This is a genomic window from Mesorhizobium sp. M0772 (assembly GCF_040320135.1).
In the GTDB taxonomy this organism is placed as follows: Bacteria; Pseudomonadota; Alphaproteobacteria; order Rhizobiales; family Rhizobiaceae; genus Mesorhizobium.
This window is the reverse complement of sequence record NZ_JAMYPB010000005.1, coordinates 39,162-53,084: the sequence shown is the minus strand read 5'-3', so window position 1 is coordinate 53,084 and position 13,923 is coordinate 39,162. Positions and strand designations below refer to the sequence as shown.

At 64.8% G+C, this 13,923-nt stretch carries 15 protein-coding genes; 5 read left to right on the top strand and 10 right to left on the bottom strand.

Annotated features, from left to right (window positions below; translation table 11 throughout):
- Nucleotides 1-28: 28 nt before the first annotated feature.
- Entirely contained in the window at nucleotides 29-598 is a 570-nt protein-coding gene (locus tag NKI06_RS04960) for an NADPH-dependent FMN reductase (protein WP_023683526.1), read from the bottom strand.
- Between the two features lie 217 nt (nucleotides 599-815).
- On the opposite strand from NKI06_RS04960, the gene NKI06_RS04955 reads away from it, so the two are divergent.
- A complete protein-coding gene (locus NKI06_RS04955; RefSeq protein ID WP_352984317.1) occupies nucleotides 816-2,186 on the top strand; it encodes a cytochrome P450 in 1,371 nt (456 codons plus the stop codon).
- Nucleotides 2,187-2,201: 15 nt separating this feature from the next.
- Here the strand turns inward: NKI06_RS04955 and NKI06_RS04950 are convergent, their stop codons facing one another.
- The 8 genes from NKI06_RS04950 to NKI06_RS04915 form a co-directional block, all read right to left on the bottom strand.
- Nucleotides 2,202-3,182 (bottom strand): complex I NDUFA9 subunit family protein, encoded by a 981-nt coding sequence (locus NKI06_RS04950; RefSeq protein ID WP_352984315.1) that lies wholly within the window; start codon nucleotides 3,180-3,182, stop codon nucleotides 2,202-2,204.
- 104 nt (nucleotides 3,183-3,286) lie between these two features.
- A complete protein-coding gene (locus NKI06_RS04945) occupies nucleotides 3,287-3,739 on the bottom strand; it encodes a DoxX family protein (RefSeq protein ID WP_023689223.1) in 453 nt (150 codons plus the stop codon).
- Between the two features lie 327 nt (nucleotides 3,740-4,066).
- Entirely contained in the window at nucleotides 4,067-5,068 is a 1,002-nt protein-coding gene (locus tag NKI06_RS04940) for an Ldh family oxidoreductase (RefSeq protein WP_352984314.1), read from the bottom strand.
- Nucleotides 5,069-5,175: 107 nt separating this feature from the next.
- Nucleotides 5,176-5,985: an ABC transporter permease gene (locus NKI06_RS04935; protein ID WP_352984313.1), complete on the bottom strand. Its 810-nt coding sequence runs from the start codon at nucleotides 5,983-5,985 to the stop codon at nucleotides 5,176-5,178.
- Complete coding sequence (locus NKI06_RS04930) at nucleotides 5,985-6,695, bottom strand: ABC transporter permease (protein WP_352984396.1); 711 nt, start codon at nucleotides 6,693-6,695, stop codon at nucleotides 5,985-5,987. The genes NKI06_RS04935 and NKI06_RS04930 overlap by 1 nt, the downstream gene beginning before the upstream one ends.
- Before the next feature lie 162 nt (nucleotides 6,696-6,857).
- Nucleotides 6,858-7,658, bottom strand: coding sequence for a transporter substrate-binding domain-containing protein (locus NKI06_RS04925; RefSeq protein WP_023671323.1), 801 nt, complete (start codon nucleotides 7,656-7,658; stop codon nucleotides 6,858-6,860).
- A 54-nt stretch (nucleotides 7,659-7,712) separates the two neighbouring features.
- Nucleotides 7,713-8,528, bottom strand: a complete 816-nt coding sequence (locus NKI06_RS04920; RefSeq protein ID WP_352984311.1) for an ABC transporter ATP-binding protein — start codon at nucleotides 8,526-8,528, stop codon at nucleotides 7,713-7,715.
- Between the two features lie 144 nt (nucleotides 8,529-8,672).
- On the bottom strand, nucleotides 8,673-8,828 hold the full coding sequence (locus tag NKI06_RS04915) for a hypothetical protein (protein WP_196815015.1): 156 nt from the start codon (nucleotides 8,826-8,828) through the stop codon (nucleotides 8,673-8,675).
- Between NKI06_RS04915 and NKI06_RS04910 the strand changes: the two genes are divergently transcribed.
- From NKI06_RS04910 to NKI06_RS04895, 4 genes are all read left to right on the top strand, one after another.
- A complete protein-coding gene (locus tag NKI06_RS04910) occupies nucleotides 8,755-9,627 on the top strand; it encodes a dimethylarginine dimethylaminohydrolase family protein (protein WP_352984310.1) in 873 nt (290 codons plus the stop codon). The genes NKI06_RS04915 and NKI06_RS04910 overlap by 74 nt on opposite strands.
- Nucleotides 9,597-10,265, top strand: coding sequence for a TetR family transcriptional regulator C-terminal domain-containing protein (locus NKI06_RS04905; protein WP_031238391.1), 669 nt, complete (start codon nucleotides 9,597-9,599; stop codon nucleotides 10,263-10,265). Before NKI06_RS04910 ends, NKI06_RS04905 begins: the two co-directional genes overlap by 31 nt.
- Nucleotides 10,262-11,842 (top strand): 5-guanidino-2-oxopentanoate decarboxylase, encoded by a 1,581-nt coding sequence (locus tag NKI06_RS04900; RefSeq protein ID WP_352984308.1) that lies wholly within the window; start codon nucleotides 10,262-10,264, stop codon nucleotides 11,840-11,842. The genes NKI06_RS04905 and NKI06_RS04900 overlap by 4 nt, the downstream gene beginning before the upstream one ends.
- 187 nt (nucleotides 11,843-12,029) lie before the next feature.
- A complete protein-coding gene (locus NKI06_RS04895) occupies nucleotides 12,030-12,737 on the top strand; it encodes an SDR family NAD(P)-dependent oxidoreductase (RefSeq protein ID WP_352984306.1) in 708 nt (235 codons plus the stop codon).
- A 135-nt stretch (nucleotides 12,738-12,872) separates the two neighbouring features.
- Here the strand turns inward: NKI06_RS04895 and NKI06_RS04890 are convergent, their stop codons facing one another.
- On the bottom strand, nucleotides 12,873-13,694 hold the full coding sequence (locus NKI06_RS04890; protein ID WP_352984305.1) for an MOSC domain-containing protein: 822 nt from the start codon (nucleotides 13,692-13,694) through the stop codon (nucleotides 12,873-12,875).
- Nucleotides 13,695-13,923 lie beyond the last annotated feature (229 nt).

The window sequence follows — 13,923 nt, the reverse complement described above, 5'->3', positions numbered from 1 at the left end:
TGGCATGAGCAAGCCGGGGCCGGCTGCGTTACGTAGCCCGCATCGGCTTCAGCGCCCCGCTCCAGCGCGAGAGCTCGTCCAGCATGGTCTTGGTCCCACCCTCTACCTGCTCACTAGCCTGGAAGGAGCCGTCGCTCTCCAGCAGTTTCTGATACATCGGCAGCGCGACGCCTTCCGAGATGGGCATGACGCCCACCGCGGTCAGCAGCGGCTTCAGCGCCTGCGCGGCGCGCAGGCCTCCGGAAATGCCGCCATAGCTGAAGATGGCGGCTGGCTTGTATTTCCATTCGCGCGCAAGGTAGTCGATGGCGTTGACGATCGCAGGCGCCACGAAATAATTGTACTCCGGCGCCACGAACACGAAGGCGTCGGCGGCATCAATGACCTTCGACCAGGCTTTGGTGTGGTCGTTCTGGTAATTGCCGAGCCTGGGGTGATGCGGCTCGTCCAGAACCGGCAGATGGAACGTGGCAATGTCGGTCAGCACCGGTTCGAATTTGCCGTGCTCGCGGGCAAAATCCTCCAGCCAGTGGGCGAAGACCGGCCCGGCGCGGCCCGGCCGCGTGCTGCCGATTATGATGTTCAGCTTGTGCTTCAAGCGGACTCTCCTGGGCGATTGGCAGTAGCTGTTGGCAACTGTCACCTATGGCAGAGTGTCCAACCGGACAAGCCGCAACCGTTTCACCGGCGGTCACGATCCGATGAACACACCGTCTGTCGGGCACACCGGGCGCTGCAGCGTTTCAGTTTGCCGTTCGGTCACATGGACGCCCGGATTGCCAGCCACTACATCTGAGCTATCAGCGGAGCACCTCATGGACACGCAGCCCGTCCCCTTCGTGCCGCCGGCGCCCAGGCCGCGCACGACGCCGCCTTCGACGCTGGAGATGATGCGGATCGTCTACCGCAATCCGCTCGAACTGTGGGGCGAGCACACCTACAACGAGCCCTGGATTTCGGCGAATGGCGTCGGCGGGCATCTGATCGTCGCCAACGATCCCGGCCTTATCCGCCACGTGCTGATCGACAACGCCAAGAACTACAAGATGGCGACGGTGCGCCAGATGATCCTGCGACCGATCTTGCGCGACGGGCTGTTGACCGCCGAAGGCGAGGTGTGGAAGCGCTCGCGCAAGGCGATGGCGCCGGTGTTCACGCCGCGGCATATCTTCGGCTTCGCCGAGCCGATGCTGCGCCGCACGATGCAGTTCGTCGCCCGCTATGACGAAGGCGGCATGACCGATGTCGCCCATGACATGACGCTGCTCACCTACGATATCCTGGCCGAGACGCTGTTTTCGGGCGAGATTGCGGGCGAGCCCGGCAGTTTCGCGCAGGAGATCGACCGCCTGTTCGAAACGATGGGCCGTGTCGATCCGCTCGACCTGTTGCGCGCGCCCGAATGGCTGCCGCGGCTGACCCGCATCCGCGGCCGCAAGACCATGGCCTATTTCCGCAAGATCGTCACCGATACGGTCAAGATGCGCGAGGAGCGGCTGAAGCGCGACCCCGACACCGCGCCGCAGGATTTCCTGACGCTTCTGCTGCGCGCCGAAGGCCCCGACGGGCTGACGCGGGCGGAAGTCGAGGACAACATCATCACCTTCATCGGCGCCGGCCACGAGACCACCGCGCGGGCGCTGGGCTGGACGATCTACTGCCTCGCCGAAGCGCCGTGGGAGCGCGAAAAGGTCGAGCGCGAGATCGATGCCGTGCTGGCGCGCGAACCCGACCCAACGAAATGGCTCGACGCAATGCCGTTCACCCGCGCCGCCTTCGAGGAGGCGCTGCGGCTTTATCCGCCGGCGCCGTCGATCAACCGCGAGCCGATCGAGACGGAGACCTGGAACGATCTGGTGCTCCCCAAGCGCGCGGCCGTACTGGTCATGCCCTGGGTCGTCCACCGCCACAGAAAACTGTGGGACATGCCCGACGCCTTCATGCCCGAACGCTTCCATCCGGGAAACCGCGAGAAGATCGACCGCTTCCAGTATCTGCCATTCGGCGCCGGTCCGCGCATCTGCATCGGCGCCAGCTTCGCCATGCAGGAGGCGATCATTGCGCTGGCCGTCATGCTGTCGCGCTTCCGCTTCGACGTGACAGCCGAGACCAAGCCGTGGCCGGTGCAGAAACTGACGACACAGCCGCAAGGCGGCCTGCCGATGCAGGTCACGCGGCGCGTTTAACGGCGCAACGCCTTGTTACGCGATCCCGGCAGGCTTGCGCTGGAACTGGCCTGCGGCGCGGAAGCGCCAGAGATAGCTGGGCAGGATTGTGCCGATAGACTGCGGCTGGATGTCGAGGCCGGCAAGGTTCCGGTTGGCCTTGTTGGCCTCCTCCGACACGATGTTGGGCTGGCGCAGCAGCAGCATCTGGTCCTTGGTCAGCAACGGGTTGGGCAGCAGGCCGAGGATCGAGGCCTGCAGATTGGCCATCCACCACGGCACCGGCACCAGGAGCCGCTTGCGCTCGATGACGGTGAGCAGCTCTTCCATGCACTGCTTGAAGGTGAGCACTTGCGGCCCGCCGAGTTCATAGATCTGGCCGCCCTTGATCTTGCCCTCGACCGAACGCGCCACGGCTTCGGCGACATCGCCGACATAGACCGGCTGGAACTTGGTCTGGCCGCCGCCGATCAGCGGCAGCACCGGCGAATAGCGCGCCATGTCGGCGAAGCGGTTGAAGAAACTGTCCTCGGGTCCGAAATTGATCGACGGTCGGAAGATGACGGCGTCCGGGATCGTTTCCAGCACGGCCTTTTCGCCGAGCGCCTTGGTGCGCGCATAGTCGGACTCGGCGTTGAGGTCGGCGCCAAGCGCCGAGATGTGGGTGAGCCCTGCGCCGACCGAGCGTGCGGCTTCGGCGACGGCGCGGGCGCCGAATTCGTGCACGGTGTTGAATTTCTGCCGGCCGCTTTCATGCGGGATGGCGACCAGATTGATGACATGGTCGGCGCCCTGCACGGCGCGGTCGACGGACCAGCGCACGCGCACATTGGCCTGCACCGGCTGGATCTGGCCGACATTGCCGAGCGGCTGCAGATGTCCCGCCAGATCGGGCCGGCGCACCGCCACCCTGATGCGGTAGCCGCGCTTGGCCAGCGCCCGCACGATGTGGCGGCCGACGAAGCCGGAGCCGCCGAAGACGACCACGAGCTTGGGGATCTGCAGGATTTCGGTCATGGCTGGCTCCGGCGCTCGAAAGCTTGGCTGAAGCCGTTTCATAGTCCGTTTTGGGCCAAAGGCAAAGGGTGACGCGTCGTCGCTGCCACCCTCTTATGGACCCTTCAGAACGCCTTGCCGATGCGCGCGTCGACCGACTGGCGGTTGCCGCCGCGGATGACGAAGAACAGCAGGATCGCCGCCCACAGAAGAGACTTTTCAGCGCCGGAAAAGCCCTGGCCGACAGTGATCCAGTGGAACCAGACGGTGACCAGCAGCACGATCATGCCGGCAAAGGCGGCGGGCCGAGTCAACAGGCCGATGGCGATCAAAATGCCGCCGAAGAATTCGGTGCAGGACAAAAGCAGCGACCAGAACGCGCCGGGATAGAAGCCGAGGCCTTCGACCATCTCGGCGGCGCCGAAAGGGTTGGTGATCTTCTGCGAGCCGTGAATGGTGAGAAACCCGCCGGCGACGACGCGCAGAAGGGTTTCGGCGCCATCATGCAGCGACGAATACAGGCGGCCAAACACCGGAACGATAAGTTTGCCGCGGGAAGCGTCGGTGGTTGCGGACATCGTAGCTCCTGTTGTTGTGACGATCCCTTGCAAACGCCCGATGGTTCCCGGCAAGTCAAGTTAACAAAAGTTAACTTCCCCCATCATGTTTTAGCACACAGAGCACGAACGCAGAAAACCCCGCCGAAGCGGGGTTTTCCGGGTGACGCAACGGTCGAGACAGAGCGCAACGCGGCGGATAACCTGAGACGGCATACGCCCGCCCGGGCCCTAAACGCATCCGACAGAGACACCGACCGGGCAAACCCGACCCGGCAGCTATTGGTCGTTGCGATCGGTAGAAAGGTTCAGCCAGGTCGCGTAAAAATTCGTTGTCGCAGGACTGCTTCAGCCCGAATAGCGCTCGGCGAATTCGGAAATGCGCTGCACCACGGCTTTGGAGGCATTGATGCCGCGCGCCTGCGCCTTCTCGGCCGCTTCGGCCCGCGCCCGGCCCGGCACGTGCACGCCAAAGCGCCGGCGCAGCCGGTCGAGCTGGTTCTTCATGCGCTGCTCGAAATCCGGGTCGAGCAGCTTGGGCTCGACGGCGAGCACGAACAGGCCGGTTCCCGGGCTGTCCGTTCCGCCGGAGAACCAGGGCGCGTCGAGCGACCAGTTGGCGCCCGACAGGCCAGCCGCCAGCACTTCAACCATCAGCGCGATGTTGGCGCCGCGCTGGCCGCCGAAGGCCAGCATGGCGCCCTTCATGGCCGCGGCCGGATCGGTGGTCGGGTTGCCGCTGGCGTCCAGCGCCCAGCCTTCGGGGATCTTCTTGCCGTCCTCGGCCGCCTTGCGGATGTTGACGAAGGCGGTGGCGCTCGACGACTGGTCGATGACCAGCGGCGCGCCATCGGCGGCGGGTGCCGCAAACGACATCGGGTTGGTGCAATAGACCGGCTTGACCGAGCCCGAGCCCGCCAGCACCGCCGGTCCGTTGGTGGCGGCGAAGGAGACCAATCCCAGCTGCGCCAGACGCCCGGTGAAATAGCCTAGCGCGCCGCACGTATAGGCGTTCTTCTGCGAGAAGATGGCGACGCCGAACAGCTTTGCCGCCTTGGCGAGGTCGTCGATGGTGCGGTCGAAGCCGGTATGGGCGAGGCCGCCACGCGCATCAGAGAGATAGACGGCGAGCGCCGGCCTGGTGATCACCGGATCGGCATTGCCGTCGATGCGGCCGGCTTCCAGCGCTTCGAGGTAATCGATGAAATGGGTCAGCCCGACGGTCGAAAGCCCTTCCGCCTCGGCGGCAATGATCGAGGCGGTGAGCGACCGCGCCGCCTCCTCATTGGCGCCGGCGCCGAGCGCCGCCATCCGGCACAGCCCTGTTGCCTGGTCTAGAGAGAGTTGCATGGTGCGGACCCGATTGGTGGTGAGAGTGAGTAGTCAGTAGGGAGTAGCGAAAGCAAGCGGTTTCCCGGTCATATGCTGACTACTCACTACTGCCTGCTCACTATTCCCTAGCCCACCTTGTTCGGTATGCGCGCCTCGATCTTGCTGAATGCAAACACCAGCATCCCGGTGATGATCATGTAGATCAGCGCCAAAAGCAGCAAGGGTTCGTAGGTGAGGTAGGTGTCCTGCCGGACCTTGGACGAGACTGCGAAGATGTCGATGACGCTGATCGTCGCCACCAGCGGCGTCGACTTCAGCTGCAGCACGGTTTCGCCGGTCAGCGTCGGCAGCGCCCGGTAGATGGCCTGCGGCAGCCAGATGCGGCGGAAAATCTTCCAGCGGCTCATGCCGAAAGCGCGGGCCGCCTCTAACTGCCCCTTCGGCACGCCGGCAAAGGCGCCGCGCATTACTTCGCCCTCATAGCCGGCGAAGGACAAGGTCAGTGCCAGCACGCCATAAGGCCAGGCTTGCCTCAGATACGGCCACATCCAGGATTCGCGGATCCAGGGAAATTGCGGAAACAGCGAGCCCAGCCCGTAATAGAGCAGCCATAGCTGGATCAGCAGCGGCGTGCCCCTGATGACGGTGCAGAATGTCCTGGCGGGCGCGGAAAACCAGAAAGAGCCGGCGGCCTGCGCGAGCCCGAGCGGCACGGCGAGCAGGAAGCCGAGAAAGCAGGTGACGGCCAGGATCCACAGCGACCGCCAGATGCCGAGAAGCCCCATTTCATAATATTGCGGCAGCCAGTCCCAGCGCATGAAGAAGGCGGCGCTCAGCACCAGCCCGATCGCGACCAGGATCAGCACGATGCGATGCGGCTGCAGCCACAGCGACGTGCGCGCGGCAGCGTTGATGATGGTCGCTTCTCCGGCCATCAGCGCGCATCCTTGAGCGACGGCATACCGCGCCGCGACCAGGCCTCGAGACGGCCGATGAGCAGGTTGGAGACCAGCGACAAGATGAGATAGAGCACGCCCGCGGCGAAAAAGAAGGTGAAATAGGCTTTGGTGACGCCCGCCGCCTGCCGCGTCGCCAGCGCCAGTTCGTAAAAGCCGACGACCGCCAGAAGGGCCGTATCCTTGGTGGCGATCAGCCACAGATTGGCGAGCCCGGGTATGGCGAAGGGCAGCATCGCCGGCAAGGTGATGCGCCGCAGCATGAGCCCGGGTGACATGCCATAGGCGCGGGCGGCTTCGATCTGGCCCTGCGGTATGGCCAGGATGGCGCCGCGGATCACTTCGGTCGAATAGGCGCCCTGGACAAAGCCGAGCACGGCGATGCCTGCCGCAAGGCCGCTGACGTCGACGCGCTGGTAGCCCATTGCCGTCAGCGCCTGGTTAATCAGGTCTGTTCCGGCATAATAGAGCAGCAGGATCAGCACCAGTTCGGGCACGGCGCGCACGATGGTGGTGTAAACCGCCAGCAAGTCGCGTACGACCGGCCCGCCGTAAAGTTTGCCAAAGGCGCCACCGGTGCCGATCAGGAGACCAAGGACCGTGGCGCCGAGCGCGATCTCGATCGAATGGAGCAGCCCAAGCAAGAGCGTGCCGCCCCAGCCCGGCGGATTGGGCGAAAGAAGCTCGATTGTGCCGGCCGCCGAGGCCGAAAGAAGTGCGTCGATCAGCGTCGCCCCCGGATTGCTGGCTTCAACCACGGCCGACGGCAGCGCCGGCGGCAAGCATGTCTGGGAAGATCGGGCAGGGAGGCATGGCGCTGACGACATGCCCCCTAGCTCATGCGAGGATGGTCAGTTCGACTGCGCGCCGCCACCACCGTAAATGTCGAAATCGAAGTATTTCTTCGATATCTCGTCATATTTGCCGTTCGAGCGGATCGCCTTGATGCCGGCGTTGATCTTGGCCTTAAGGTCGGTGTCTTCCTTGCGCACGCCGGCGCCCACGCCCGGTCCGAGCACTTCATCGTCCGGAGCCACCATGCCCTTCAGATCGCAGCAGGCCTTGCCCTGGTCCGACTTCAGAAATGCGTCGAGCGCGATCGAATCCGCCTGGACGGCGTCGAGGCGGCCTGCGGCCAGATCGTTGTTGGCTTCGTCCTGCGTCTGGTATTCCTTGATCTCGGCAGCCGTGGGCCCGAAATGCTTCTTCGCATAGGCCGAATGGGTGGTCGACACCTGCACGCCGAGCACTTTGCCCTTGAGATCGTCCGGCGTGGCGCCGAATTTCTGGTCCTTCGGTCCGATGATGGCGGTCGGCGTGTTGTAGTACTTGTCCGAGAAGTCGATGGTCTTCTCGCGTTCGGCGGTGATCGACATCGAACTGGCGATGACGTCGATCTTCTTGGTCGTCAGCGCCGGGATGATGCCGTCCCAGGCGACAGGCGTGATGACGCAGTCGAGCTTCTCCTCGGCGCAGACGGCGTCGATGAACTCGATTTCCCAGCCAACCCATTTGCCGGAAGCGTCCGGCGAGGTGAAGGGCGGATAGGGCTCGGCGGCGACGCCGATCTTGACCGGATCGGCCTTGGCCACGCCCATGGCGGCGACGCCGAGCAGCAGCGCTGCGGCGAATGTTTTCAGAACAGTCTTCATGTCACGACTCCCAGTTTGTTGTTGGTTCCCGGTTTTCTTCCGTCCCGGCTTGTCCTAGCCGATGTTGCGGATGAACTGCTTCAGCCTTTCGGATTTCGGTGCGCCGAATATCTGCTCCGGCGGCCCCTCTTCCTCGACCAGCCCGTTGCAGAGGTAGACGACATGGGTCGCGACCTCGCGGGCGAATTTCATTTCATGCGTGACCAGCACCATGGTGCGGCCCTCGTGCGCCAGGTCGCCGATCACCTTCAGCACCTCGCCAACCAGCTCCGGGTCGAGCGCCGAGGTCGGCTCGTCGAACAGCATGACGCGCGGGTTGATGGCCAGGGCGCGGGCGATCGCCGCGCGCTGCTGCTGACCGCCGGAGAGATAGGCCGGATAGACGTCGCGCTTTTCGGCGAGGCCGACGCGCGCCAAAAGCTTTTCGGCTTCCCTGATCGCCACGTCGCGTCTTACGCCCAGAACATGCACCGGAACCTCGATGACGTTCTCGATCAGCGTCATGTGGCTCCACAGGTTGAAGTTCTGGAACACCATGCCGAGCTTGGCGCGGATGCGTTCGATCTGCCGGCGGTCGGCGGGCACGGTGTGGCCGTGGCTGTCGGCCTTGAGTTTGATCTCCTCGCCATTGACGCGGATGATGCCGCTGGTCGGGTTTTCCAGGCAGTTGATGCAGCGCAGCAGCGTCGACTTGCCGGAACCCGAGCCGCCGATAATGGCGATCACCTCGCCGTCGCGCGCCGACAGCGAAACGCCTTTCAGCACATGCAGATGGCCGAATTTCTTGTGCAGGGTCTCGACATGGATGGCTTCGGCGGCGCCGTCCTGCGCCTTGCCGGATTGGACTGCGGCGGTTCCCGCCGCGCTCACCGGGGGACCTCTGCCACAGGGTCCACGGCAGATCGTCGAACGTCTATCCGGCTAATCAACATACGCTGTAATGCCCACTCCAGACTTCAGCATGGACCCAACAGCGCGAGCCCGTCAATCCCGCTCATTACGGCACTTGCGGCCTTATTGTGCAAGTGTATAAATAGCCTCCGATGAAAATTTTTCCATTTTTTTCACCTTGAACACGGCATTGAAAAGGGCACTGATGAGCGCTTTCGGATCACAATCCATGGCGGCGCCGTTGCGGCGCGTGCTGATGCGGTCGGCGGCCAATGCCATGCGCGGTGCCGACCGGGCTACCTGGCACTATGGCCCGGGTTTCGACCCGGCGAAAGCGGCGGCGCAGCACGCGGCTCTCGCTGAGCTGGTGACGGCGTCCGGCGCCGAAATCGAATGGATCGATGACAAGGCCGACGGGCTGTCGGATTCCGTATTCACCCACGACCCGTCGCTGATGACCGACCGCGGCGCGCTGATCCTGTCCATGGGCAAGCCATTGCGCGCCCGGGAGCCATCGCTGCATGAGGAAACCTACACACGCCTGGGTATTCCTATCCTCGGCCGCGTCGAGGCTCCCGGCCAGGTCGAAGGCGGCGATTGCGTATGGCTGGATAAAAACACGCTGGTAATCGGGCGCGGGGTGCGCTCCAACCAGGAAGGCATACAGCAGGTTTCCAACCTGCTGACGCCGCTCGGCATTTCCGTCTACGGCTTCGATCTGCCGCTGTGGCAGGGCGAGGAGGCGTGCCTGCATCTGATGTCGGTGATCAGCCCGCTGGCCGACGACCTGGCCCTGGTCTATTCACCGCTTTTGCCGGCGCCGTTCTATCAGTTGCTGAAGGCGCGCGGCATCCGGCTGGTGGAAGGCGACGCCGAAGAGTTTGCCGCGTCCAACGGCCTCAGCCTGAACGTGCTGCCGACCAGCCCGCATAAAGTTATTGCCGTAGCCGGCTTTCCCAAGACCAAGGCCGCGATGGAAGCCGCCGGCTGCACGGTTCAAATCTTCGAGGCGGATGCCCTCTGCATCGCCTGCGAAGGTGGGCCGACATGCCTGACGCGGCCCATCCTGCGGCAATGAATGAGCGCCGCAAGTTCCGCCGCGAGGGCGAGGAGCGGCGGCGGCAGGATTTGATCGACGCGACCCTGGACAGCGTGGCCGAACATGGGCTGGAGGGCGCCAGCCTGCGCACCATCGCACTGCGCGCCGGCGTCACCGCGGGGCTGATCCGGCACTATTTCCCCGGCAAGGAAGACTTGCTGCAGGAAGCGTACGCGGCGCTGATGGGCCGTATGACCGAGCAGGCGAAGGCAGCATTGCTCATGGAAGACGCCGCGCCGCGCCAGCGCCTTGCGGCCTTCGTTACCGCCAACCTCAACGCCCCGATCATCGATGCACGCGTGTTTTCGCTCTGGGCAACCTTCATCGGCCGCGCCGGCGCGGATCCGAGCCTGGCTCGCGCCCACCGCGAAGGCTATCTTGGCTTTCGCAACGAGGTGGAAGCAGTCGTTGCCGAAGTGCTCGGCGCCGAGCAGCGCAGGCCAAACGCAAATGAACTGCGCCGCCATGCCATTGCCATCAACGCGATCATCGACGGGCTCTGGATCGAAGGCTGTCTGGCCGCAGAGATGTTCTCGCCTGGCGAATTGGCGGCGATCGGCGTCAAAGCCATAGAGGCCGAGCTCGGCCTCGCGCCGCAAAAGGGAGAGAAGCTATGACCACCATCGGCGAAGCGCTGATCACGCTGCTCGAAGCGCATGGCGTCGACACCGTTTTCGGCATTCCTGGCGTCCACACTGTCGAGCTTTACCGCGGGCTGGCGCGTTCAAAGATACGCCATGTCACGCCGCGTCACGAACAGGGCGCCGGCTTCATGGCCGACGGCTATGCCCGTGCCAGCGGCCGGCCGGGCGTTGCCTTTGTCATCACCGGACCGGGGCTGACCAACACCATCACCGCAATGGGCCAGGCGCGCGCCGATTCGGTGCCGATGCTGGTGATTTCGGGCGTCAACGCGATGCCGACGCTGGGAAAGGGGCTGGGCTTCCTGCACGAACTGCCGGACCAGCGCGGCATGATGGAGAAGGTGGCGCTGTTTTCGCAGCGTGTCACCGAGGCCAGCGAATTGCCGGGCGCTCTGGCGCGGGCCTTCGCGCTGTTTTCGTCGTCGCGGCCGGGCCCCGTCCATATCGAAATCCCGACCGACGTCATGGTCAAACCGGCGGACGGCATCGCTGCTTCGCTCACCAATGCGGCGGCGCCCGCGCCGGATGGCGCGGCCATTGCCGAGGCCGCCAGACTGATCGCAGCCGCGCGCCGGCCGCTGATCCTTGCCGGTGGCGGTGCCAAGCGCGCTGAACAGCCACTGCAGCGCCTGGCCGAGCGGCTCGGCGCGCCTGTCGTCCAGACCGCCAATGCGCGCGGTCTGCTGCACGCGCATCCGCTTTGCGTGCCGGCCAGCCCCAGCCTGAAGGCGGTGCGTGCGCTGATGGCAGACGCGGATCTGGTCATCGCCGCCGGCACCGAATTCGGCCCGACCGACTATGACGGTTACAGCGACGGCGGCTTCGTGCTGCCCGCCAATCTGATCCGCATCGATATCGGCGCCGACCAGCTCGCCCGCCGCCCGGTGAGCGTCGGCATCCAGGCCGATTGCGCGGAGGCGCTTGGTGCGCTGCTTGGCGCGCTCCACCCTGATCATGCCGCATCGAAGGACGGCGAGAGCCGCGCAGCCGCGTCGAGGAAGGCGGCCTTTGCCGAGCTCAGCCCGGCCTATGCCGCGCAGGTGCGTGCGGTGGAAACCATCCGCGACGCGCTGCCGGGCGCCATCATCGTCGGCGATTCCACGCAGCCGATCTACGCCGCCAATCTCTATTACGACCATGACCGGCCAGGCGGCTGGTTCAACGCCGCCACCGGTTTCGGCGCGCTCGGCTACGGGCCGCCGGCGGCGATCGGCGCGGCGCTCGCCATGCCCGGCGTGCCGGTGGTTTGCCTGACCGGCGACGGCGGCTTCCAGTTCACCTTGCCGGAGCTAGGCGCGGCGCTCGATGCACCCGCACCGGTCATCTTCGTCGTCTGGAACAACAGAGGCTATCGCGAGATCGAAACGTCGATGCTCGATGTCGGCGTCGAGCCGGTCGGCGTGTCCCCGGCGCCGCCGGATTTCTGCAAGCTGGCCGAGGCCTACGGCATATCAGCCGAACGGCTTGCCGGTACTGCCGGTCTCGCCGATGCGCTCAAACGCGCACGCGCAACCAGACTGCCGCACGTCATCGAAATCACCATCGACTGACGCCTGGCCGCGCGCCGTACGTCCATGCGCGGGGGTCGGAAGGGGCGGTCGGCGGCTTCGAGCGATGCAAAGACGCAACAACTGCCATGTCGAGATGTCGGTTGAGTGATCGTGCAAAAGGCGCGACGCTCTGCGTCGGCGCGGCACGACAAGCGACATAATATAAGAAACGACAGGAGCGTCCAGGATGACGGAAACAGTTCAGGGCAAGCATATCGTGGTGACCGGTGGCACCGGGGCGCTGGGTGCCGCGGTCGTCGGCAAATTGCTGGCGGACGGCGCGATCTGCCATGTGCCCAATGCCCACGCGTCGGCCCCCTCGCATTTCCCCTTCGCGGCCCATGATCGCGTCCGGCTGGCGCATAATGTCGATCTCGCCGATCCTGCCAAGGTCGATGCCTTCTATGACAGCGTTCCCGAATTGTGGGCCTCCATCCATCTGGCCGGCGGCTTTGCCATGGCCCCCGTCGAGAAAATCGAATCCGCATCCTTTGCCGAAATGATGGACACCAACGCCCGCACCGCCTTTCTGTGCTGCCGCGCGGCAGTGCGCTCCATGCTTGGCTCGGCCACTGCGGGCCGCATCGTCAATGTCACGGCACGCGCCGGGCTCGACCCGCGCAGAGGCGCCGGCATGGTCGCCTATACCGCGAGCAAAGCGGCGGTGGCGGCGATGACCGTGGCGATGGCGGAAGAGCTGAAGCACAAAGGCATACTGGTCAACGCGGTGGCGCCCTCGACGCTCGATACGCCGGCCAACCGCGCCGACATGCCGGATTCCGATTTCGGCAAATGGGTCAGCCTCGAAGCCGCCGCCGAGGCAATCGCCTATCTGGCATCACCGGCCAATCTGGCAATGAGCGGGACGCTGGCGCCACTTTACGGCCGCGCCTGAAGTTCCGCCGCGCAGGCGACTCATTTGGTTTGGCTTCCGATGGCGGCCTTTGCCGACTTCGCCTGATCTACAGCGGAGGTTGGCCATTCAATCATGGCGACCGCCGACGCCTCCACGGCATTAGAAGGCCTGCGACTACGTCAGGTTCGAGACGCCCGCTTCCACGACCTCGACTGCGTCGCCGATGGCGATCGCGCCGGCGTTGTTGGGAATCGCATTCTGGCCGAAGATGATGCCGCCCTTGGCGGAGCGGTGGAGTTTGCCAAGCGTCTGCAACGGCTCGCGCGGGTCCGGCTGCTCGCCGCTCAACGGATCTCGGGTGGTGATGACGCAGCGCGAGCAGGGCTTTGCGATGCGCAACTCGACAGCGCCGATGCGGATCGTCTTCCAGCTGTCTTCGAGCCATGCGCCGTCTGCGTCGACGACGATGTTTGGCCGGAACCGCGCCATCTCGATGGGCCTGGCAAGATGGCTGTTCAGATGGTTCAGCGAGCCTGTCGTGGCGATCAGCAGCGGAAAACCGTCGGCAAAGCCGACGAAATCGCCGGGCTGGCCGAATTCCGCATCGACCGGCCGGTTTTGCGGATCGTCGAAATAGACGAGATCGACGGGCCGGCCAAGAATAGCCGAGAGATAGGCGCCGGCGGCCGGATCGCCCGGCCGCGCGGCAGCCATATCCTTCCAGATCTTGACTTGCCGGAGCGCGGTGCCGGTAGCCGGAGCCTCGACGAAGTGCGAGCCATGCCTGTCATGTTTCAACAGGATGCTCGTTCCGCGATGCTCGACGTCGATCGTCGTCATATCAGGTATCTGGCGAATGGTGAGGAACTGCCCATCCTTGTCGACGACCATCCAGCGGCGGTCGCCTTCCATGCCCATTGTCTCGATGTCGGCGCTCGGCACGGCATGGCCGCGCAGGCTCTTGACCGGATAGCGATAGAGTTCGACGACCTTCATCCCGCATGCTTCTCCGTTGCCCGAAGGGCCGGACTTCCGTGTTTGCGTCTGCAACGACAGCCGAGCCTACAGCCGCGCATGCGGAATTGAAGGGGGTTCCGCCGTCTTTGTCTTGTGCCAACCGCGTCGCCGAGCATGAAAAAACCCGCGGGCCTTGCGGCCCGCGGGTTTTCTTGTTCAAGCCGCGCGTGAGGCGCAGCCGAGGCCTAGCTTGCGCGAAGCGGCTTAC

What these genes read in the sequence shown, in the direction of transcription:
- NKI06_RS04945 (WP_023689223.1), bottom strand. Translation starts at nt 3,739, where the DNA reads ATGTCCGCAACCACCGACGCTTCCCGCGGCAAACTTATCGTTCCGGTG.
- NKI06_RS04895 (WP_352984306.1), top strand. Translation starts at nt 12,030, where the DNA reads ATGACGGAAACAGTTCAGGGCAAGCATATCGTGGTGACCGGTGGCACC.
- NKI06_RS04890 (WP_352984305.1), bottom strand. Translation starts at nt 13,694, where the DNA reads ATGAAGGTCGTCGAACTCTATCGCTATCCGGTCAAGAGCCTGCGCGGC.
- NKI06_RS04940 (WP_352984314.1), bottom strand. Translation starts at nt 5,068, where the DNA reads ATGCAACTCTCTCTAGACCAGGCAACAGGGCTGTGCCGGATGGCGGCG.
- NKI06_RS04900 (WP_352984308.1), top strand. Translation starts at nt 10,262, where the DNA reads ATGACCACCATCGGCGAAGCGCTGATCACGCTGCTCGAAGCGCATGGC.
- NKI06_RS04925 (WP_023671323.1), bottom strand. Translation starts at nt 7,658, where the DNA reads ATGAAGACTGTTCTGAAAACATTCGCCGCAGCGCTGCTGCTCGGCGTC.
- NKI06_RS04935 (WP_352984313.1), bottom strand. Translation starts at nt 5,985, where the DNA reads ATGGCCGGAGAAGCGACCATCATCAACGCTGCCGCGCGCACGTCGCTG.
- NKI06_RS04955 (WP_352984317.1), top strand. Translation starts at nt 816, where the DNA reads ATGGACACGCAGCCCGTCCCCTTCGTGCCGCCGGCGCCCAGGCCGCGC.
- NKI06_RS04950 (WP_352984315.1), bottom strand. Translation starts at nt 3,182, where the DNA reads ATGACCGAAATCCTGCAGATCCCCAAGCTCGTGGTCGTCTTCGGCGGC.
- NKI06_RS04910 (WP_352984310.1), top strand. Translation starts at nt 8,755, where the DNA reads ATGAGCGCTTTCGGATCACAATCCATGGCGGCGCCGTTGCGGCGCGTG.
- NKI06_RS04905 (WP_031238391.1), top strand. Translation starts at nt 9,597, where the DNA reads ATGCCTGACGCGGCCCATCCTGCGGCAATGAATGAGCGCCGCAAGTTC.
- NKI06_RS04915 (WP_196815015.1), bottom strand. Translation starts at nt 8,828, where the DNA reads ATGGCATTGGCCGCCGACCGCATCAGCACGCGCCGCAACGGCGCCGCC.